The 19,793-nt window shown below is 64.8% G+C and carries 22 protein-coding genes; 6 read left to right on the forward strand and 16 right to left on the reverse strand.

The window, feature by feature from the left end; translation table 11 throughout:
* Window positions 1-4: 4 nt before the first annotated feature.
* The 3 genes from FZI91_RS06230 to FZI91_RS06240 all read right to left on the reverse strand — a co-directional run bounded on the left by FZI91_RS06230 (window position 5) and on the right by FZI91_RS06240 (window position 2,253).
* On the reverse strand, window positions 5-466 hold the full coding sequence (locus tag FZI91_RS06230; protein ID WP_162525389.1) for a nuclear transport factor 2 family protein: 462 nt from the start codon (window positions 464-466) through the stop codon (window positions 5-7).
* Entirely contained in the window at window positions 463-1,875 is a 1,413-nt protein-coding gene (purT, locus tag FZI91_RS06235; RefSeq protein ID WP_162525390.1) for a formate-dependent phosphoribosylglycinamide formyltransferase, read from the reverse strand. Before purT ends, FZI91_RS06230 begins: the two co-directional genes overlap by 4 nt.
* A gap of 63 nt (window positions 1,876-1,938) precedes the next feature.
* Complete coding sequence (locus FZI91_RS06240; protein WP_155938000.1) at window positions 1,939-2,253, reverse strand: UBP-type zinc finger domain-containing protein; 315 nt, start codon at window positions 2,251-2,253, stop codon at window positions 1,939-1,941.
* Between the two features lie 47 nt (window positions 2,254-2,300).
* On the opposite strand from FZI91_RS06240, the gene FZI91_RS06245 reads away from it, so the two are divergent.
* A complete protein-coding gene (locus tag FZI91_RS06245) occupies window positions 2,301-3,881 on the forward strand; it encodes a Na+/H+ antiporter (protein WP_162525391.1) in 1,581 nt (526 codons plus the stop codon).
* 4 nt (window positions 3,882-3,885) lie between these two features.
* Here FZI91_RS06245 and FZI91_RS06250 read toward each other — a convergent pair whose 3' ends face one another.
* Both FZI91_RS06250 and FZI91_RS06255 read right to left on the reverse strand, forming a co-directional pair.
* Window positions 3,886-4,548 carry a PaaI family thioesterase gene (locus tag FZI91_RS06250; protein ID WP_155938001.1) on the reverse strand — a complete coding sequence of 221 codons (663 nt, stop codon included), beginning with the start codon at window positions 4,546-4,548 and terminating at the stop codon, window positions 3,886-3,888.
* Complete coding sequence (locus FZI91_RS06255) at window positions 4,545-5,840, reverse strand: adenylosuccinate synthase (RefSeq protein WP_155938002.1); 1,296 nt, start codon at window positions 5,838-5,840, stop codon at window positions 4,545-4,547. The genes FZI91_RS06250 and FZI91_RS06255 overlap by 4 nt, the downstream gene beginning before the upstream one ends.
* Window positions 5,841-5,972: 132 nt before the next feature.
* On the opposite strand from FZI91_RS06255, the gene FZI91_RS06260 reads away from it, so the two are divergent.
* Both FZI91_RS06260 and FZI91_RS06265 read left to right on the forward strand, forming a co-directional pair.
* Entirely contained in the window at window positions 5,973-6,635 is a 663-nt protein-coding gene (locus FZI91_RS06260) for a peptidase M50 (RefSeq protein ID WP_162525392.1), read from the forward strand.
* 43 nt (window positions 6,636-6,678) lie between these two features.
* The gene (locus FZI91_RS06265; protein ID WP_162525393.1) at window positions 6,679-7,446 is read left to right on the forward strand and encodes a site-2 protease family protein; all 768 of its coding nucleotides are present in this window, start codon (window positions 6,679-6,681) and stop codon (window positions 7,444-7,446) included.
* 5 nt (window positions 7,447-7,451) lie between these two features.
* On the opposite strand, the gene FZI91_RS06270 is transcribed toward FZI91_RS06265, so the two are convergent.
* Together FZI91_RS06270 and FZI91_RS06275 are read right to left on the reverse strand one after the other, a co-directional pair.
* Window positions 7,452-8,363: a cation diffusion facilitator family transporter gene (locus FZI91_RS06270; RefSeq protein WP_162525394.1), complete on the reverse strand. Its 912-nt coding sequence runs from the start codon at window positions 8,361-8,363 to the stop codon at window positions 7,452-7,454.
* Between the two features lie 148 nt (window positions 8,364-8,511).
* Complete coding sequence (locus FZI91_RS06275; protein ID WP_203448756.1) at window positions 8,512-8,937, reverse strand: DUF3151 domain-containing protein; 426 nt, start codon at window positions 8,935-8,937, stop codon at window positions 8,512-8,514.
* Between the two features lie 104 nt (window positions 8,938-9,041).
* Here FZI91_RS06275 and FZI91_RS06280 point away from each other — a divergent pair, with 104 nt between their 5' ends.
* Window positions 9,042-9,821 (forward strand): DUF4878 domain-containing protein, encoded by a 780-nt coding sequence (locus FZI91_RS06280; protein ID WP_155938004.1) that lies wholly within the window; start codon window positions 9,042-9,044, stop codon window positions 9,819-9,821.
* A gap of 3 nt (window positions 9,822-9,824) precedes the next feature.
* Here FZI91_RS06280 and FZI91_RS06285 read toward each other — a convergent pair whose 3' ends face one another.
* Window positions 9,825-11,063: a glycosyltransferase gene (locus FZI91_RS06285; protein WP_203448757.1), complete on the reverse strand. Its 1,239-nt coding sequence runs from the start codon at window positions 11,061-11,063 to the stop codon at window positions 9,825-9,827.
* A gap of 167 nt (window positions 11,064-11,230) precedes the next feature.
* Between FZI91_RS06285 and FZI91_RS06290 the strand changes: the two genes are divergently transcribed.
* On the forward strand, window positions 11,231-12,439 hold the full coding sequence (locus tag FZI91_RS06290) for a glycosyltransferase family 2 protein (RefSeq protein ID WP_155938005.1): 1,209 nt from the start codon (window positions 11,231-11,233) through the stop codon (window positions 12,437-12,439).
* Between the two features lie 3 nt (window positions 12,440-12,442).
* Here the strand turns inward: FZI91_RS06290 and fbaA are convergent, their stop codons facing one another.
* Entirely contained in the window at window positions 12,443-13,480 is a 1,038-nt protein-coding gene (gene fbaA / locus FZI91_RS06295; RefSeq protein WP_162525395.1) for a class II fructose-bisphosphate aldolase, read from the reverse strand.
* 135 nt (window positions 13,481-13,615) lie between these two features.
* On the opposite strand from fbaA, the gene FZI91_RS06300 reads away from it, so the two are divergent.
* Window positions 13,616-14,275, forward strand: a complete 660-nt coding sequence (locus tag FZI91_RS06300) for a DedA family protein (RefSeq protein WP_155938540.1) — start codon at window positions 13,616-13,618, stop codon at window positions 14,273-14,275.
* 65 nt (window positions 14,276-14,340) lie between these two features.
* On the opposite strand, the gene FZI91_RS06305 is transcribed toward FZI91_RS06300, so the two are convergent.
* From FZI91_RS06305 to ttfA, 7 genes are read right to left on the reverse strand one after another with little or no spacing between them, the layout of a single operon-like run.
* Entirely contained in the window at window positions 14,341-14,778 is a 438-nt protein-coding gene (locus tag FZI91_RS06305; protein ID WP_155938006.1) for a thioesterase family protein, read from the reverse strand.
* A 14-nt stretch (window positions 14,779-14,792) separates the two neighbouring features.
* The gene (locus FZI91_RS06310; protein ID WP_155938007.1) at window positions 14,793-15,890 is read right to left on the reverse strand and encodes a glycoside hydrolase family 76 protein; all 1,098 of its coding nucleotides are present in this window, start codon (window positions 15,888-15,890) and stop codon (window positions 14,793-14,795) included.
* 21 nt (window positions 15,891-15,911) lie between these two features.
* A complete protein-coding gene (locus FZI91_RS06315; protein ID WP_162525396.1) occupies window positions 15,912-16,589 on the reverse strand; it encodes an RNA methyltransferase in 678 nt (225 codons plus the stop codon).
* The gene (locus FZI91_RS06320; protein ID WP_162525397.1) at window positions 16,582-17,484 is read right to left on the reverse strand and encodes a hypothetical protein; all 903 of its coding nucleotides are present in this window, start codon (window positions 17,482-17,484) and stop codon (window positions 16,582-16,584) included. The genes FZI91_RS06315 and FZI91_RS06320 overlap by 8 nt, the downstream gene beginning before the upstream one ends.
* A complete protein-coding gene (pyrE, locus tag FZI91_RS06325; RefSeq protein ID WP_162525398.1) occupies window positions 17,481-18,047 on the reverse strand; it encodes an orotate phosphoribosyltransferase in 567 nt (188 codons plus the stop codon). Before pyrE ends, FZI91_RS06320 begins: the two co-directional genes overlap by 4 nt.
* On the reverse strand, window positions 18,028-18,882 hold the full coding sequence (locus tag FZI91_RS06330; protein ID WP_155938008.1) for an SDR family oxidoreductase: 855 nt from the start codon (window positions 18,880-18,882) through the stop codon (window positions 18,028-18,030). Before FZI91_RS06330 ends, pyrE begins: the two co-directional genes overlap by 20 nt.
* Before the next feature lie 39 nt (window positions 18,883-18,921).
* A complete protein-coding gene (gene ttfA / locus FZI91_RS06335) occupies window positions 18,922-19,665 on the reverse strand; it encodes a trehalose monomycolate transport factor TtfA (RefSeq protein WP_239001576.1) in 744 nt (247 codons plus the stop codon).
* Window positions 19,666-19,793 lie beyond the last annotated feature (128 nt).

Here is a 19,793-nt window from a genome sequence, read left to right on the forward strand (position 1 = left end):
CAGTCTATTGGTATTGGGTGCACACCCTCCACGAGCCGTCTTCCTTGACGAAGGAGACATCGGCCGTGGGCTTCTTGTCCTCGGATTTCATGTAGTGATAGGTCACCTTCGCGGTAGCGGCATCCCCGCTCACCTTGATGTCCTTGACGTCATCGATATACCGGTTCCCGCGTGATGCCTCGGATTTGTCCTGCGCGGCAATCAGATTCTGTTCCGGCGTGACGACGGCCCGACAGCTGTTCGCCACATAGTCGGCGTACGCGCGTCGCTGCAATGCATCGTTCTGCGCGACGACCGTCCGCCCCACTCTGCCCTCTTCGGTGAGGCCGTCATCCGACCGGAAGATGACCGAAAGGGAGATACCGATCACCACGATCGCAAAGATCACCGCACCGGCGATAAACGGGCCGAGGCTTCCCCTGTCCTCTGGGTCTTCTGCGTCCGGCGCCTGCTGATCGGACGTCACCGCAGGTGCCTGGCGACCTGCTGCGCACGCCCGAGCGCCAGCGCAGTGTTGGGTGCGGTCGCCAGTCCCACCCCGACGCGCCGGCGCCGGTGGGATTCCGAGTGTCCAAAGACCAGAAGATCGCTCTCCGGTACCTGAAGCGCCTCGTCGAGCTGACGCGGCGAGGGGCCCTGCCCGTCGCCGTACACCACCTCGGCAGCTGCCGGCGACACCAAGATGGTGTCGATGGGCACACCCAGGATCGCGCGGGCATGCATGTCGAATTCAGAGAGCCGCTGGGATCGCACCGTCACCAACCCCGAGTCATACGGACGCGCACTCACATCGCAGAAGTACACCTCGTCGCCGCGGACAAACAGTTCGACACCGTAAACACCATGCCCGCCAAGGGCATTGACTGCGCGCGCGGCAATCGACCGGGCCAGCTCCAGGGCCGCCTGACTCAACGGCTGCGGCTGCCACATCTGCATGGCATCGCTTCCGCTTTGCCGGTGCGCGATGGGCTCGCAGAAGTACAGCCTGGTCGCGCCGCCAACCCCGGCCGTCCGGACCGTGAGCAGGGTGATCTCGTGGTCGATCTCTACCGCGGTTTCCACCAGCACCCGCTGAGTTCCCCCGACGCTTGACGCAATGGCCTGCTCCCAGGCGGGCTCGGCGTCGCTGTCCCGCAGCACCACCGACTGGCCCTGGCCGTATGTGGCAGACACCGGGCGCACCACCGCCGGGAAGCCCGAAGTTTCGAGCACCTTGTGCAGTTCCTCGACCGAATTAGCGAACCAGTACGCGGGGGTCGGCAGACCGAGCTCCTCGGCCGCCATCCGGCGCATCGCCTCGCGGTCGCTGGCCAGCCGGACCGCCTTCGCGGTCGGAATCACCTGAGTGACCTTCTTCTCGGCCACCTTGTCCAGCGCGTCACAGGAAGCCGTCTCAACCAGGGGCACCACGAATCGGGGCCGTTCCTTCTCGATGAGCTCGACCAGACGCTCCGACTCACCGATCGGCACGAGCACCGTACGGTCCGCCGCTGCCTGCGCCGGCCCGCCCTGGTGCGAGTCCACCACGACGACCTCCGCGCCCAGTCGTTGGAAGGAGATGGCCAGTTCCCGCGCCAGCTCACCCGAACCGAGCAGCATTACCGTGGTGCGGTTCGACGCCGGAGGCGCCGACTCATCGGCAGGCTGGTGGGCCGATGCGGGTTCCGGATCGGAGGCTTCCTCGACGGCCGGCTTTGCAGCCTTGGCCGCTTTGGACCCCTTGGCGCCATTGGTGGCGCGCACGGTTTCTTCCGTCACCGGCGCCGACGCCGCGGTACCAGACGGGGCGGGCCCGGGCTTGACGGTGTCGGTCGACCCCGCCGTCCCTTGCTCGCTGGGGGGCGAACCCTCCTGCGTCACCACGATGGCCTTCACGCCTTCCGGTCAGTCCTGCGGCCCTATTAGACCGTGCCTAGCGTGCCAGATTGCCACACATCTTCAACCGAGAGTGCTGTGGACGTAACACCAACGCCAGTTCTCCCCCGGCTCGTGCGAACGCATCACCGGATGTCCGGTCGCATGAAAATGTGCGGTGGCGTGCTGGTGGGGGCTGGAATCGCAACAGCCAACCCGGCCACACTCCAGGCACATGCGCAAATGAGCCCACACCTGCTCGCCCAATGCCGCACAGTCCTCGCAGTCACCCGGCGTTCTGGGCAGCGGGTCATGGCCGGCGTCAGCCGCAAGCTCCGGGCAGAGGCCGCCACCCGCCGTCTCGGGTACCCGGGATCCACGCCGAAATAGTCGTCTCATCTCTGCCCACCTCGCTCCCTGCTGCGCACTCCGCACACAATACGAACGTGAACGTTTCACTGCTGGCGGTACTGACTGCCGCCCTGGTCCTGGCCGCGATTTCCCGGCGGTTCGGCCTTCCCGCGCCGTTGGTGCTGGTGGTCGCGGGTCTGGCAGCCACCGCGATCCCGGGCTTACCGCCCATCGAAATGGATCCAGACCTCGTGCTGTTCGTGATCCTGCCGCCACTGCTCTACACGACGGCGCTGGAAAGTTCGTACGTCAATCTGCGCAAGAACATCAGGGCCGTGAGCGGCCTCGCAGTGCTGCTCCCGCTGCTCACCACCGTCGCGGTGGGCTTCGTCGCGTTCTACACCGTTCCCGAGCTGCCGCTGGCCGGCGCGATGGTGCTGGGCGCCATCGTGGCCCCACCCGACGCCGTGTCGGCCACCGCCATCGGCCGACGCCTGGGCCTGCCGCGCAACATCATGACGCTCCTGGGCGGCGAGAGCCTGCTCAACGATGCGACCGCACTCACCGCGTATCGGGTGGCGATCGCCGCGGCGGTCGGGCTCGGTGCCACCGTGACCGACGGCCTCAGGGTGTTCGCACTCGCAGCCGTCGGTGGTGTATTCGTCGGATTCGTCATCGGCAAGGTGGTCAATATCATTCGATGCAAGCTCGACGACCCCCTCGCGGAGAGCGCGATCGGGCTGGTGGTGCCGTTCTTCGCCTATCTGCTCGCCGAGGAGATTCACGGTTCCGGGGTAATCGCCGTGGTGGTGGCCGGCTTAATGCTCGGGCATCGCTCGTCGCGCGCCGGCTACGCCACCCGGCTACAGGACGATGCGGTGTGGAGAGCGGTACAGCTGCTCTTGGAGTCCTTCGCCTTCCTGCTCATCGGATTGCAACTGCCCGCGGTGATTCAGGGACTGCGCGGGCTCTCGTTCCAGACGATTGTGCTGTCGTCCATAGCGGTGCTGATAACGGTGATCGTGGTGCGGATCCTGTTCGTCTTCGCCTTCGCATATCTGCGGCCACCTGGCCAACGCCCCTCGGCACGTGGGGTTTTCGTGGTGGCGTGGGCCGGCATGCGTGGGGTGGTGTCACTGGCGATGGCCTTCGCGGTACCGCTCACCACCCTCAGCGGCGAGCCGCTGCCCGGGCACCCGCACATCGTGTTCCTGACGTTTGTGGTTGTGGTGGGAACCTTGCTGCTGCATGGACTTACGCTGCCTTGGGTAATTCGCGTGCTCGGCGTGCAGAGCGACGACGAGCGCAAGGACGCGCTCGCCGAGGCCGCGGCCCAGGACAAGGCCGCCCGCGCGGCCGCCGACCGTCTCGAAGCGCTGCTCGACGACAACGACGGCATCGAGGACACCAACGTGCGCAGCCGCGCCGCCGAAATACTGCGGCACTGGAACACCCGCCGACGCAACGCGGCATGGGAGCGGCTGGGGCGCAGCGACGAGGACGCCGGCGAGAGTCCCATGGCGGCGTTCCGGAACCTGCGTCTGGAAATGCTCGACACCGAGCGTGAGGTGTTCATCGCCGAACGCGACGCCGGCAATATCGACGACGAGGTGCTGCGCACGGTGCTACGGGGCCTGGACCTCGAGGAGGCCACCATGAAACAGGCTGACCGCTAAGTGGTTACGGCTGACCGGGCAGCAGCTGCACCATGAGTGCGGTGGCATCTGCCAACACCGTTCCGGCGGCGTCGTGCAACTCCGCCGAGACGAACGCCTTGCGGCGATCTACCTCGTCGATGCGACTGCGGGCCGTCAGTGGTACGCCGACGGGGACCACCTGGCGATAGTTGACATGCAGGAACGCCGTGCGGCTGATGGTGCGCCCCGCGATGATGACGGTCATCCCGAAAAGGTGATCGAACAGCAGCGGCAGGATGCCGCCGTGCACGGCGCCGTTACCGCCCAAATAGAACCGCGGGAAGTCGCCGTGAGCCTCGATGCCGTCCGGGCCGGCCTTGTCAATGAACCACGGCGGGAGCAGCAGATGCCCGTTGGCTGGTTCGTCGGCAACCCGGTTCGCGGGGCCGACACCCTCGGGCGCCTCGTACGGGTCCATCAACTCGACGAGTTTCTCGCTGAGGTTCGCCGCCTCATCCCAGCGCGGATCGTCCATATCGGCCGACACCGCGAGATCCTGAAGCCTTCGCATGGCGGTCAGGAATCGACCGAAGCCCGGCCCCACCGACGACGGCGAGTACTGCGGGAAGCCTCCACCACGGATTTCACGGATCGCCCGATTCATCTCCTCGTGCAGCGCGGCGAGTCGGTCTCCATCAGCGGTCATGACCGCGAGAGTATGTCGCGCCGGACGATCGTCTGATCGCGGCCCGGCCCGACACCGATGCACGACATCGGCGCGCCCGAGAGCTCCTCCAACCGCAGCACGTAGTCACGCGCTTTGGCGGGCAGATCATCGAATTCCCGCGCCCCGGAGATATCCTCCCACCAGCCCGGAAGCTCCTCGTAAACCGGTGTAGCGCGGTAGATTTCGCTCTGGGTCATCGGCATCTCGTTGGTGCGCTTGCCGTCCACCTCGTATCCGACGCAGATCGGCACCGTCTCCAGGCTCGACAGCACATCGAGTTTGGTGAGGAAGTAGTCGGTGATGCCGTTGACTCGGGTGGCGTACCGGGCGATGACGGCGTCAAACCATCCGCAACGCCGGGCGCGGCCGGTGGTGACACCCACCTCGCCACCGGTCTTGGCCAGGTACGCGCCATGCTCGTCGAACAGCTCGGTGGGGAAGGGGCCCGAACCCACTCGGGTGGTGTACGCCTTCAAGATCCCCAGCACCGTGGTGATGCGGGTGGGACCGATACCGGAGCCCACCGACGCGCCACCGGCGGTCGGATTCGAGGACGTCACAAAGGGATAAGTGCCGTGATCGACGTCGAGCAGCGTGCCCTGCGATCCCTCCAGTAGGACCGTCTCACCACGCTCCAACGCCTGATTGAGCCGCAGGCGGGCGTCGGCGATGCGGTGCTTGAAGCCCTCGGCCTGCTCCAGCACGCCGTCCACCACCTGGTCCGGGTCGAGCGCCTTGCGGTTGTAGATCTTGACCAGCACCTGGTTCTTGAATTCCAGTGCGGCGTGCACCTTTTGGCGCAGAGATTCCTCGTCGAGAACGTCGGCGACCCGGATCCCGATACGCGCGACCTTGTCCTGATAGCAGGGGCCGATACCGCGGCCGGTGGTGCCAATCTTCTTGGACCCCAAGTACCTTTCGGTCACCTTGTCGATCGCGACGTGGTACGGCATCAACAGATGCGCGTCCGCGGAAAGGATGAGACCCGAGGTGTCGATACCGCGTTGCTCCAGACCTGCAAGCTCGGTCAGCAATACGCCGGGATCGACGACGACTCCGTTGCCGATGACGTTGGTCACTCCCGGGGTGAGGATGCCCGAGGGGATGAGGTGCAGGGCGAAGTTCTCCCCGTTGGGCAACACGACCGTGTGTCCGGCGTTGTTACCGCCTTGGTAGCGGACTACCCATTGAACGGAGCCACCGAGCAGGTCGGTTGCCTTGCCTTTCCCCTCGTCACCCCATTGAGCGCCGATCAGGACTATTGCCGGCATGCGTTTTCTCTGCGCTTCCCTGTTGGCAGGCCCCACCGCGGGCCATCGCGGCGCAGCGCTGCGCGTGCAAAATGTTGTTCAGCCGGTGAGCCACTGTATCGCAGGCCACAGGCTTTCGGTGTATCCGGACAGGTGAAGGAGGTTCCCGTGCTCGTTTTGCTATTCGGTGCGCGCCCGCTGCCCCGTGCTCTCCGAGGTCTCCCCACGGAGCGGGTAGACGGGCCCGATGCACTACGCGCCGTCGTGGATGGACTCCCGGACGGCACCACGCGGCTCATCGTGGTCGGCGCCGACGACGATCTCGGTGCGGTGTTGACCCGGCTGATGCGCGCCGAAAGGCTGGACGTGGAGCTGGGTTTCGTACCGGATCGGCGCTCGCGCGCGAAGCACCTCTACCGGATCAAATTTGGTGCGGCGCGGCGGGCCCGCTACGGCCGAGCCGTTCGACTGCCGCTCATCCGCGATGACACGGGCACCGCGGTCGCCGGCCGCGCCACCTGGCAGAGCGCTGCCGGAAACCGCATCACCGGCGAGGCAACGGTCGACGACACCCTGCTGTTCGGGCCCTCCAACGGCGCCGCCGCCGTCGACGTGGAGCCCACAGAGTCCCAGCCCGGCCTACGCGCCTCGGTGCGGCGCCTACCGCGGCTCCTGCCCCGCCGCTGGGTGACCGGCCGAGCCGTCCAGCTGGGCACCGAGGGAGCCGTTGTCGTCCGCGACGGCGTCGCGGGTCCGCGCACGGTCACCAGGTCCACGTTCTATCGCCACCAGCACGGGTGGCTATTCGTCCGGTAGTTTCGGCGCCGATGAGCCGCTCGCGCGAAGAGGAGACAACTCGGTGAACACCAAGCAGTCCGTCCGTCCCAGCCCCGTCTTTCTGGGGCTCGTCGCGCTGACCATCGCCGGGGCGGTGGTCGCATGGCTCGGCGGCAACTCCACGGAGCCACTGGCACGAGGCGGGGTGTTCGTCTCCGTGCTCGCCGGCTGGGTGGTGTCGCTGTGTCTGCACGAGTTTGGGCATGCTTACACCGCGTGGCGCTTCGGTGACACCGGCGCGCGCGGGTACCTGACGCTCAACCCGCTCAAGTACACCGATCCCGTGCTGTCCCTGGCACTTCCGCTGGTATTCATCGCGCTCGGCGGCATCGGGCTACCGGGCGGCGCGGTCTATGTACACACCGCCGGGATGAGCAATCGGCAGCGCACCCTGGTGAGCCTGGCCGGTCCAACCGCCAACGCAGTGCTGGCCGTTTTGATTCTCGGGGCAACAACACTTTTCGCGAACTGGGCAGAGCACGCGGTGTTCTGGGCGGCGATGGCTTTCCTTGGCTTTCTCCAGGTGACGGCGGTAGTGCTCAACCTCCTGCCGGTACCCGGACTGGACGGATACGGGGCACTGGAACCGCATTTGAGTCCGCGGACGCAGCACTCGCTCGCCAACTTCAAGACGTTCGGCTTCCTGATCTTGTTCGTGCTGTTGATGTCGCCGCCGATCAACCGGGCGTTCTTCGGTGCCGTGTACTGGATCGTCGAATCATTGGGCGTCGACCCCGGTTTCGCCGAACTGGGCGGCGCACTCTTCCGATTCTGGGCCAAGCTGCTCTAACTTCGTCACCAGTTGGCGTGCTCTTCGCAATGCTCCTGCGCCTCAGGCGGTTCCACCTGAATGGTGGCATGCGGCAGACCGCGATCGGTAAGCACGGACCGTGCCGCTGCCAGCACCTGGGCAGCATCTGCCGTGCTAGTCAGATGCACGGTGGCCATGTCCTTACCGGGCACCAGCGTCCACACGTGCAGATCATGCACGCTGGTCACCCCGTCGACGGCGAGCAGTGCCGCCCGTAACTCGTCGACGTCGATGTGCTTGGGCGAGGTCTCGGTCAGGATGCGCAGCGCGGCCCGCGCCAGCGAGAACGCACGCGGCAGAATCCACACCGAGATGAGAACGCCGACAACGATATCGGCGTACTGCCAGCTGGTGGTGAGGGTGATGATGGCGGCCACCAACACCCCGACGCTGCCGACGGCGTCGGCCAGCACCTCCATGTATGCACCGCGCACCGCAAGGCTGCTCTCGGCGTGCGAACGCAGCAGCCAGATCACCACCACGTTGGCGGCCAGGCCCGCCAAGGCCACCACCATCATCGGCAGACCGGGCACCTCCGGGGGTGCACCGCTGGTGAGACGCTCCACCGCCTCGTACATGACGAAGGCCGCGATGCCCGTCAGTAGCGCGGCGTTCACGATCGCGGTGAGCACCTCGGCCCGGTGCCATCCGTACGTCCTTGCCGGAGAGCTACTTCCGCGACGTGCCAGCACGATGGCACTGAGCCCCATGATGAGGCCGACCAGGTCGGTGAGCATATGACCGGCATCCGCCAACAGGGCGAGCGAATTGATCAGCAGGGCGACGACGAGTTCGAGCACAAAGAACGACCCGACAATGCCCAGCGACACCACCATGCGGCCCACCCGGGCATCAGCCGGATTGGCGACCTGCCCGTGATCATGTCCAGCTCCCACCGCGACTCCTCTCGACCACTCGAACTTATATGCAAAAGTTCGCATAGGGCAATGAGTTCCCCTTGCGGGTCAATCTCGCCGACACGCCGTCTCCTGGCGGGCTCGTATCGCACCTTCTCGCCGCAAGACGGCGTGTCGGGGAAAGCGTTTAGAGGCCGAGTGCGGGACGAGCAGCGGGATCGCAGTCGTCGAGCAGATCGCAGCACCGCGCGAACTCGGGGCTCTCCCCGATCAGCTGCGCGGCGCGCGCCAGGGCCGCCACGGCCCGCAGGAAGCCCCGGTTGGGCTCATGCGAGTACGGCACCGGACCGAAGCCCTTCCACCCGTTTCGTCGCAACTGGTCCAGGCCCCGGTGATATCCGGTGCGTGCGAACGCGTAGGCCGTGACGGTGCTCGCAATCGAGCCATCATCGTCTAGCGCGTTCTCGGCCAGTTCGGCCCAGGCGATCGACGCGGCGGGATACGCCGCCGCCACCGCCGCGGGGTCCTGCCCGTTGAGCAGGGCCGATTCGGCGTCGTGGTCTCCGGGTAGCAGCACCGGCTCGGGACCCAGCAGATCATGCATTGGACTCATGGCAGCCATTGTGACGCGAACCGTCTGCCACGATCGCGATAGGGTGGGCCCGGATCGATGAGGCGCTGCGCGAAAAGCGTTAAGCATGGATAGGAACGAAACGCATGGCGAACCCCACCGGTGGAAACCCCGAGGCCACGCCCGACGCACAGGTCGGCACGCCTGAGGACTCCGCCGAGCAGCCGGAAGGCGCCGCCAACACACCGGAGATCTTTGATACCGCCGACACCGGCCCGGTGCCCCCATTGGACGACGCCCAAACCGTCGTGATGCCCTCGGCTAAACCTGAGGTTCCGCGCTACACGGCGCCGGGATTCGATGCCAACAAGACCGAGATGATCGCTCCCGTGGGCGATGATCCGAAAACCGAGCTCATCGCGCCACTGTCGACGCAGGCGCGCCCCAAGGCGGCGGCCCCGGAAACCATCGCGCCCCGCAAGGAAGAGAAGCGCAGCTGGGGTTGGGTGATCGCGCTCGCGCTCGTCGTCGCGGCGTTGGCCGCAGTGATCGTGCTTGCCGCCGTCGTCATCTCACGCAGCAGCACGCCCAAGGCCTCACAAGAAGAGCTGGTGCGCAACAGCATTCAGAGCTACGACAACGCCATCCAGACCGGGAACCTGGCCGCGCTGCGGACCATCACCTGCGGCGAGACCCGCGACGGTTACGTCCGCTACCCCGATGCCGAGTGGTCGCAGACCTATCAGAAGGTGGCGACCGCCAAGCAGTACCCAGTGGTGGCAAGCATCGATGAAGTCGTCGTCAACGGCGAACACGCCGAGGCCAACGTCACCTCGTTCATGGCGTTTGCGCCGCAGACCCGGTCGTCGCGAAGTTTCGATCTGCAGTTCCGCGACAAGGAATGGAAGATCTGCCAGTCGGACTAGGACTCACGCGGTCAGCTGGCGCGTCGCGACGGACTCCGAAATGTGCCTAGCGAGTTCACCGGCCTCTTTGTCCACATCGTGGCATTCCAGGATCGCCAGCCGCGCGGCCTCGCCCATCGCCGTGATGGCCTCGCTCGACGCACTCAGGCAATTCGCCATGGCCGCCACCAGCGCCTCGACATCACCAGCGGGCACCAACCATCCGTGCTCGCCATCGCGGACCAGCTCGGGGATTCCTGCCACGAACGTGCTGAGCACGGGACGCTGCAAAACCATGGCCTCCATGATCACCACCGGAAGCCCCTCCGCGAAGCTAGGCAGAACCATCGCACGCGACTTCAGAATCTCCTCGCGCACCTGGCCGTTACTCAGCCAGCCGGTGATCCGAACAGAGTCGCCAAGCCGATAAGACGAGACCAAGCGTTCGATTTCGCCACGCATGTCCCCGTCGCCGACCAGAACCAGTTCGAAAGTGATGCCCCGCTCCGATAGCCGGCGAGCGGCCTCTACGAGAAGCAGTTGACCCTTCTGCTCACTTAGTCGGCCAACACACACCAGCCGATTGTCAACAATGGGAGTGTCCGCGGGATCCTGGTGAAAACCCTTATCTATCCCGCACCGCACCACCTTGATTTTCGACCAGTACTCGTGCGAGACCTGCCGATAGAGTTGACTCCGGCCAAATGACGAAACCGCAACCGCGAAATCGGATCTACGGATCTTCTCGGGCAGTGCGATTGCCGCCGCGCTGTCGAATTCATCGGGCCCATGGGCGGTGAAACTCCAACCCGGTCCACCGAGCTCATGGGTCAGCATGGCGACTTCGGCCGAGTTAGTACCGAAATGCGCGTGCAGGTGTTCGGAACCGAAATCGTCAACCCATCGGAGAACGAGGCACGCTTCCACCAAGTAGACGAAGTGGACCCACAACGGTCGGGAAGACCTGTAACCCACCCGCCACGCCAACGCCAACGCCTTCGTCAGCCGTACGGGCCTCGTCAACAAGACCCGGAGGAATGCGGCCAGCAGCGGAGCGAAACCACCCTGAAGAACGTATCGGGTCATCGCCCGCTCACGCTGGTCTTCTTCGCCAGGTAGGGGGTAGTCCCAGCCACGAATGGAAACCCGCAAGACCTCATGCCCCTGGCGTTCTAGCGCGAGAATCTCACGCCGGATGAAGCTATGGCTGGCTGCGGGATAACCGTTGACGACATACGCAAGTCGCATAGGTCGGTCCGTCACCTGTCCGACCTCCTGACACGCGCCATCAGTGCTGCCCTCCCGGTCACCCATCGTCGCCACGACAACGAGGTCGTGAACATCATGCCGCCTCGGCGTCGAGCGGACACCCACCGTCGCAAACAAGTACGCTTCACCACGGTCATGACCCTGACGACAGGAGGACGAGCGTGATTTCGCTGATCCTTCTTCTCATCGCGGCAATACCCAGTATTCCGGTGGGCACCTTGCTCATCGAAGCAACTGGTTCGCTGCGAAAGGTCAGGCATCCAGAAAATGATCTTGATTCCGGGGCTCCGCGCACGCTGGCTGTCGTTATCCCCGCCCGCAATGAAAGTACCGGCATTGTCCCAACCCTCCGGGATATCACGCCTCAATTAGTCCCGGGAAATCGCGTCATCGTGGTGGCGGACAATTGCTCTGACGATACGGCGGCAGTCGCTCGGCGCAATGGAGCGGAAGTCATCGAACGTGCGGATCTGGAGAAGATCGGCAAGGGCTACGCGTTAAGTCACGCAATCGAGTATCTCCGCAGCGATCCCCCAGATGTGGTTATCTTCATAGACGCCGATTGCCGGGTCGAAGCATCTTTGGTGCCCACCCTGGCGCGGGTATCCGGGCAACTGCAACGCCCAGTTCAAGCGTGCTTTCTCATGAGAGCTGCAGAGAACTCGCCGGAGGATCACAAGCTTCTGGAGTTCGCGTTTCTCCTCAAGAACTTTATTCGCCCGCTGGGGCTGAGAAATTTGAACTGTGCCGTCCAACTGATGGGTACCGGCATGGCCTTTCCGTGGGAGGTTATTCAGTCAGCGCCACTCGCGACAGGGAACATCGTCGAGGACATGAAGCTTGGCCTCGATCTCGCATCGGTGGGCAAAGCCGCGTACTTTTGGCCATCAGTCGGCGTCACGAGCGTGTTTCCGACCACGGCAGAAGGCGTTCGTGGCCAAAGTGAGCGCTGGAATCAAGGGCACCTCGGCATAATGCTCAAGACCGCACCCAAGTATCTGCTTCGCGGTATTCGGGACCGAAACGTGGATCTACTGGCAGTGGTCCTCGATACGCTGGTACCGCCATTGTTCATCCTCGGCGCCGCCGTTGCCGGAGTCTGGATTCTGGAATTGGTATTCGCAGCGTTCGGATTCGGCTATGCCGGCTTTATCCTGGCAACGACGAACGTGGGCGTCTTTTTGTCCACGATCATCGCGGCCTGGCTCACATTTGGGCGGAAGGTCATGCCTGCCCGCACACTGCTCAGGCTCAGCACCTTTGCACTCCGGAAGCTGCAACTTTTTGGCGGGATGGCCAAGAAGCGCGGCGCCACCGAATGGGTAAGGGCGGATCGCACTGCGTCCGCCCCGCCTCCCAACGATTCCTGACGGTCAGCCGGCGGAGACCGACCGGCTGGCCGACTTCAGATCGTTGCAGGCCTCGATGACACGCTCGGTCATGCTGGCCTCGGCCTTCTTCAGGTAGCTGCGCGGGTCATAGAACTTCTTGTTTCCCACCTCGCCGTCGATCTTGAGCACACCGTCGTAGTTGGCGAACATGTGCCCGGCGACCGGCCGGGTGAAGGCGTACTGGGTGTCGGTGTCGACATTCATCTTGACCACGCCGTACCGCAGTGAGTCCTCGATCTCCGACTTCAGCGAGCCCGATCCACCGTGAAACACGAAGTCGAACGGCTTGGAACCCTCCGCCAGTCCGAGCTTGGCCGCGGCGACGCGCTGCCCCTCGGCCAGCACCTCCGGCTTGAGCTTGACGTTGCCCGGCTTGTACACGCCGTGCACGTTGCCGAACGTCGCGGCCAGCAGGTACCGGCCCTTCTCGCCGACACCAAGCGCGTCGACGGTCTTCTCGAAGTCCTCCGAGGAGGTGTAGAGCTTCTCGTTGATCTCGGCCTCGACGCCGTCCTCCTCGCCGCCGACGACACCGATCTCCACCTCGAGGATGATGTGAGCCTTGGCGGTCGCAGCCAGCAGTTCAGCCGCGATCTGAAGGTTCTCGCCGATCGGCACCGCCGAGCCGTCCCACATGTGCGACTGGAACAGCGGGTTCTGCCCGGCGGCGACCCGCTCCTGCGAGATGGCGATCAGCGGGCGTACGAAGCCGTCCAGCTTGTCCTTGGGGCAGTGGTCGGTGTGCAGAGCGACAGTGATGTCGTACTTGGCGGCGACCACATGCGCGAATTCCGCGAGCGCGACCGATCCGGTCACCATGTCCTTGATGCCCAGACCGGAGCCGAATTCCGCTCCTCCGGTGGAGAACTGGATGATGCCGTCGCTGCCCGCATCGGCGAAGCCCTTGATGGCTGCGTTGATCGTCTCCGACGAGGTGCAGTTGATCGCCGGAAAGGCGAAGGAGTGCTCCTTGGCCCGGTCCAGCATTTCGGCGTAGACCTCAGGCGTCGCGATGGGCACGGGTGACCTCCATGTCGGTGCTCAGTGGGATTCGCCCCTCACCATAAGCCAGCCAAGTTATGTCCACATACCGCCGGTAGGGTTGGCCGCGTGAACTTGCTGGCTGCACCCGAATCCGTCACCAACCTGGCACTCATGCCGGATTTCCTGGATCCGGTCAAACTGCTCGGCCACTTCGGAACCCTGGCGCTGCTCGGGTTGCTGGTGGTGATCTTTGCGGAGTCAGGTGTGCTGTTCCCGGTGCTACCCGGTGACTCGTTGTTGTTCGTGGCTGGGATGTTGGCCGCCGGCACGGCCGCAGCCGCCGCCGATGGTGCACCACAGGCCAATTTTCAGCTCTGGCAGCTGTTGGTCTTCGTTCCTCTCGCCGCCATCCTGGGCGGGCAGGTCGGCTACTGGATCGGCCGCGGAATTGGCACCTCGATGTTCAAGCCCGACGCGCGCTTCCTCAAGCAGCTCTACCTCGACGAGGCGCACGCCTTCTTCGAGAAGCGCGGTCCGTTCGCCATCGTGATCGCCCGGTTCGTGCCGATCGTGCGGACCCTGGCCCCGATCACCGCGGGCGCGGCCAAGATGAGCTACCCGATTTTCGCGCTCTACAACATCTTGGGCGCCGTGGTGTGGGGTGCGGGCCTGACGCTGCTGGGCTACTGGCTGGGCCAGTTCGAGATCATCCAGAAGCTGCTCGAGCCGATCTTCATCCTGATCGTGCTGGTCTCGGTGGCCCCGATGTTCTTCGAATGGATGCGACGCCGCAAGGCCGCAAAGCAGCCGGAGACGCCCACCGAGGCCTAACGGACAGACGGCCCAGGCCGGGGCTACTCGCGCATTCCCTGCAAAAGCGGATCGCGACGTGCGGTTCAGCGGGCTACGGGGTCAACCTCGGTCTTCTCGAATTCGGTGACATTGTCCCGGAACCCATCTGGGAACGGCGCGGACTTGCCGTCGATCGCATGTACGTAGACGGTCTCACCGGTGATCAGGTGTTCACCGCCACGGTGGATTTCGAAGTGACAGGTCATGCTGGCACGGCCCATCCGGGCGATACGCACCCCGATATCTACGAGGTCGTCGAAACGGGCTGGCGAGTGATAGTCGATGACCGACCTCACCACATACATGTGCTCGAAAACCCCGTCGCCGTTGGCGTTGCGTGCACCGGTCAGGACTGCCCAGTACTCGGTGAGCGCGACGTCGAAGAACGCCAGATAGTGGGCATTGAAGACGACACCTTGCGCATCCACCTCGGCCCAACGCACGCGCAAGGGATGGAAAAAGCTGAAATCCTCCCGCGCCATCTCAGGTTCTCCCCTCAGGCGACGACATGCGCGGCCTCAAGGAGCATCCAGCCGGACAGCTGCACCGACAGATCACGCTCGGGCACCTTAGACGGATTGACCGCACCGGCGATGAACTGCGACGCCGCCGAGTGCGTGGTCGGCAGGTCCGCGATCCGGGTCCAGTCCGCACCGAACAACGGAAGATCCTCCACCGTCAGCCGGTTGACCCACGCGGCCTCAGCCGAAGCCAGCAGAATGTCACGGGCGATCGCGCGGGCACCGGTGTCCTGCGCGGAGTTCTCGGGCAGCGCGGTGGCCACCAACGCCAGGTTGCGGGCGAGAATCCCGTTGAACAGCCCACCATCTCCACCGCCGCTGCCCTGAATGACGCCTTCCGTGGTCAAGTGATCACGAACCGCTTGGACGAGCCGATGCACCCGCTCGGCATGACGCGGTTCGCCGGTCCGCACGGCGAGTTCGGTCTCCAGCCCCAACACGACGCCTTGGCAATAGGTGTAGATGGCGCGCTCGAGGGTGCCGTCCTCCTGGATGCCGTCGATCACCAGATGCGATTCGGGGTCGACGAGGGTCTCGTCGATCCAGTCCGACATTACCTCGGCGCGCCACACTCTTCCGGTGCGCGCCAACACGATTGCGGCCGGCCCGTTTGCGGGGGTGTTGAAGAACTTGTCCTGTTTGCGCCACGGGATGCCACCTCCGTACTGCGGCATCCACGCGTCGAGAAACTGCTGTCGCAGCCGATTTAGTGCACGGGGACGCTCCAGGCCCAGCAGTTCGGAGGCTCGCTGCATCGCCAATGCCAACCAGGCCATATCGTCGTAGTACTGGTTGGTCCACATGAAGACATTGCGGAAGCGGTGCGCGCGTTGCATATCCGCGATGTGCTTGAGCCGTTCCGGTCGCGGGTCACGCAACTGCGCATCGATCAGGCAGTCCTGCAGATGCGCCTGCCACCAGTAATGCCAGTTCTTGAACCAGACGGCACCCGGCGCGGGCGGCCACGTGACGATGCCCAGCCGCATGCCCGGTAGATGCCACAGCGACGAGAAGTGCCTGGCGATGATTGCGGCTTCGGCGCTACTGGCGCGGTTGGCCCACAGCACATCCATGCCCTCGATACTAGGCGTGGCTCACCAAGCCTTGTCCATATCGGCATGCTGACGGATCCAAGCGTGCATGGCGATACCCGCGGCCACCCCGGCGTTGACGCTGCGCGTCGACCCGAATTGCGCTATCGAAACCGTCATCACCGCACCGCCTTTCGATGTGTCGGTGACACCCGGGCCCTCTTGACCGAAGACCATCAAGCAGTCCGCGGGCAGCGTGGCCGTCTCCAGCGGCACCGATCCGGGCACATTGTCGACGGCCACCACCGTCAGACCGGTCAGCTTCGCGTACTCGAGAAGCTCGTCGGTGCTGTCGTGGTGCATCAGATGCTGGTAGCGATCGGTGACCATGGCGCCGCGCCGATTCCAGCGGCGCCGTCCGACGATGTGCACGGTGTGCACCGCGAACGCGTTGGCCGTACGTACCACCGTGCCGATATTCGCATCATTCTCGAAATTCTCGATGGCGATGTGTAGCCGGTGCCGCCGCTTGTCTATATCCGCGATGACGGCCTCTCGCCGCCAATAGCGGTAAGCATCAACGACATTGCGGGAATCGCCGTCGCGCAGCAGCTCCGGGTCATAGCGCGGATCCTCCGGTACCGGCAGACCGCGTTCGGTTGCCCAAGGCCCTACGCCATTGCCGGTGGCGCCCCATAGCGACGGATCCGCAGGGTCAGCCCCAACGTGGTCGTCAGCCACGGTTAGTCCACACCGCGGCGTGCGTGCCCACCACCGACAGCGTCCCTCCCAGCACCGCGGCGTTGATCTCGCCCTGCAGGCACAACGACGGCTGCAACTGCACGGCGTCGAGCGCAGCGTCGGGCAGGACCAGCACCGATGCCCCATAGATGGCACAACTACGCGCGAGACCATCACCGGGCAGCGTCGGCGCCACCGTCACCATGAGTGGACCTCCCCGCTCGGCCGATTCGTCACGGTAGCGCGCCGCGATTCCCGATATATTCAGCCCCAGTAGCGCGAATCCATTGCCGTTGAATGCATTTGGGTCACCAAGGTCAGCTTGACTGAGCTGTTGTCCGGATTGATGCCAGGCCTCCATGCTCTTGGTGGTAATGACCAGACCGGAGTCGTTCTGCGGGGTGGGCAGCAGTCCCATCGGGTATGCCACCGGGTAGGCGACGGTGGTTCCGGCGATGCGATCCTTCGCCGAGTACGCGTAGACGCCGCGTACCGCGCTTTGGTTCTGCATGGGTCCCAGACACACCGTGCCGGTGAGCTGTTCAGGCGTCGGCGAGACCAGCGGATGTACCGAAAGGTCAGCGAGATCGCCGCACGATTTCAACGCCGGCACTTCCAACGGATGCGACAACGACCCGTACAGCCCGAATCTCAGATCAGCGGCCGCGGCAGGCTTCTCCCCTGGTTTGGCGGTCGCACCGGTGACGTCGACCAGGACGTACCCATTCTGGAAACGTAAGTTGGCGACGCCGAGATTCCAGCCCAACAGGTTTTGCGTCTCGCCGATCTTGGCGGCCTGCGCACCGTAAACCAGTTGTTTCTCAGGGTCTTTCGAGCAGCCCGCCAAAATCAAGACACCGGCGAGTAGCGCGGCGAGGACCCGCCGGAACGTCACGATCCGGCCAGGCCGAGATCCGCCAGTCCCAGCACATACCGATAGGGAACGCCCTCGGCCCGAATGGCTTCGGCGGCGCCGGTGTCTCGGTCGACGACGGTGGCCACCCCAATAACGTTGCCGCCGGCCTCACGGACCGCACGCACGGCCGTCAGAGCAGATCCGCCCGTCGTGCTGGTGTCCTCGACCACCAAGACCTGCTGACCGGAGACATCGAATCCCTCGATCAACCGTTGCATCCCATGGGCTTTCACTCCCTTGCGCACCACAAATGCGTCAATCGGCCGCCCAGGCGCGTGCATGACCGCCGTCGCGACGGGGTCGGCGCCCAGGGTCAGTCCACCCACTCCGGCGTAGTCCCAGTCGCTCGTCAGTTCACGTACCAGCCGCCCGATAAGCGCACCGGCACGGTGATGCAGCGTCGCCCGCCGCAGGTCGACGTAGTAGTCGGCCTCCTTGCCCGACGACAACGTCACCTTGCCGTGCACCACCGCAATATCGCGGACCAGGGCCGCCAACTCGTCACGGTCCTGCGCTGTCAGATCAGGTTCTCCCACGGCCACGTCCTACCACACTATTGAATTTCCGCACCAAACCCCTTGGTACTACTCGGCTCACCGACGTCATCGCCTTGTACTGGAGGCCCGGAACGCTGAGCACCTTGCCGGCTGCGATGTCCTGCAGGCAGGCGTTCACCACATCATCGACCTGCAGCCACATGAATTCCGGGATGGACCCCATCTCGATTCCGGCTCGCTCGTGAAACTCCGTGCGGATGAACCCCGGGCACAGCACGTGCATGCCAACACCGGTGCCCTGCAAGCCATTTGCTAAGCCCTCGGTGAACGACACCACCCAGGCCTTGGACGCCGAGTAGGTGGATCCCCGCCCCGACACCAAGCCCGCGACACTCGCCACGTTGATGACGGTGCCGCTGCCCGCTTCGATCATCACGGGAAGCGCTGCGCGGGTGAGCCCCATGACCGCGGTGACATTGACATCGAGCTGCGATTTCAGCAGTTCGGGCGCGGCGGTCCAGAACTCGCCGGCGGTGGCGAATCCCGCATTGTTGACCAACACCGACACTCCCGCAGCGATGCGCTTGGCGACCTTCGCACGATCGGCCGACTCGGCGAGGTCGGCGGGCAGCACCTCGGCATTGACGCCGAACCGGCAGGTGAGTTCGTCGGCCAGTGCGCCCAGCCGTTGCTCGTCGCGGGCCACCAGCACCACGTCATACCCCAGGGAGGCGTACTTGCGGGCGAACCCGCCGCCCAGACCCGAAGTGGGACCGGTGATGAGCGCGACCGGACGCGCAGGTGAGCCAGCCGCGGATGAGCCGCTTGCGCGAAGACCATCATCCCCAGATGAGCCGCTTGCGCGAGGACCTTCAACCATGGTTCGTCAGCGTACCGAGGGCAGCGTGCGCGGGACCGGTCAGGAGTACGGGTGGGCAGCGGGCCGCTGACCGGCAGGCGCCACGGAGGCGGGCTCCGGTTCCTTGGCGGGCCCTGACACGCCTACCGGCCGGCTGGGACGCGCCGCGGCCTGAATGGGCGACGGAGCCGATTCACCGGACGGTGGCAGCACCCGCAACAGATCGTTGAACTGGCGCACAGCCTTGAGACCCTCATCCCACTGCTCGCGACCGCTGTTGACGGGCAGCGCGGCCAGCGTCCAATGCTGTTCGTTCCACAACACCTCTGCCGTTTCGGTAGCGGTGTGGGCGAACGTGACCATGCGCCGGTCGCAGGCCCGTCGGGCGGCATCCAGATTGGTGGAATACACCATGCGTGGCCCAATGGCGCCAAGCAGCCAGATATCGGATTCGCGGGGCTCCTGCATGACCTTGAGCCGCAGGTCCACCATGACATTCGTGCCGACCTTGCGGTGCAGCGCGATGATGGTCGCGACATCCTCCAAGTCGAAGACGTAGACGGCCTCGCCGCGAATCTGTCCGAGGACCACATTGCCGGCCGCTGCTGATCCCGCGCTCGACATCACGCCGCGGTTCCAGCGCTTGACGATCTCTTTGTCCTGCGACATGAAATCAAAGCCGTGCGATCGCGCCCACGCCTTGCGGCGGTGTCCGCGGCCACGCCGGCGGCCTATATCCACGTACAGAAGTACGCCCGCACAGACGAAGCAGAGTGCGGACAGCGTGAACCAGAGCAGAGCCATCCGCGACAGCCTAACCGGTACCAGCCCAAGTGCTGCGCAGAGCACTCAGATCGTGACCGAGAGTTACCGGTCCGTGACAACTCGAGCGTGACGTCAGCGCGGGAAACAAGCACAAATTCCGCACTGAC

The sequence above is a fragment of the Mycobacteroides sp. CBMA 271 genome (assembly GCF_009729205.1).
In the GTDB taxonomy this organism is placed as follows: domain Bacteria; phylum Actinomycetota; class Actinomycetes; order Mycobacteriales; family Mycobacteriaceae; genus Mycobacterium.

What these genes read in the sequence shown, in the direction of transcription:
- FZI91_RS06280 (WP_155938004.1), top strand. Translation starts at nt 9,042, where the DNA reads ATGGCGAACCCCACCGGTGGAAACCCCGAGGCCACGCCCGACGCACAG.
- FZI91_RS06240 (WP_155938000.1), bottom strand. Translation starts at nt 2,253, where the DNA reads ATGAGACGACTATTTCGGCGTGGATCCCGGGTACCCGAGACGGCGGGT.
- FZI91_RS06275 (WP_203448756.1), bottom strand. Translation starts at nt 8,937, where the DNA reads ATGAGTCCAATGCATGATCTGCTGGGTCCCGAGCCGGTGCTGCTACCC.
- FZI91_RS06255 (WP_155938002.1), bottom strand. Translation starts at nt 5,840, where the DNA reads ATGCCGGCAATAGTCCTGATCGGCGCTCAATGGGGTGACGAGGGGAAA.
- ttfA (WP_239001576.1), bottom strand. Translation starts at nt 19,665, where the DNA reads ATGGCTCTGCTCTGGTTCACGCTGTCCGCACTCTGCTTCGTCTGTGCG.
- FZI91_RS06305 (WP_155938006.1), bottom strand. Translation starts at nt 14,778, where the DNA reads ATGGCGCGGGAGGATTTCAGCTTTTTCCATCCCTTGCGCGTGCGTTGG.
- FZI91_RS06330 (WP_155938008.1), bottom strand. Translation starts at nt 18,882, where the DNA reads ATGGTTGAAGGTCCTCGCGCAAGCGGCTCATCTGGGGATGATGGTCTT.
- FZI91_RS06300 (WP_155938540.1), top strand. Translation starts at nt 13,616, where the DNA reads ATGCCGGATTTCCTGGATCCGGTCAAACTGCTCGGCCACTTCGGAACC.
- FZI91_RS06310 (WP_155938007.1), bottom strand. Translation starts at nt 15,890, where the DNA reads ATGGATGTGCTGTGGGCCAACCGCGCCAGTAGCGCCGAAGCCGCAATC.
- FZI91_RS06250 (WP_155938001.1), bottom strand. Translation starts at nt 4,548, where the DNA reads ATGACCGCTGATGGAGACCGACTCGCCGCGCTGCACGAGGAGATGAAT.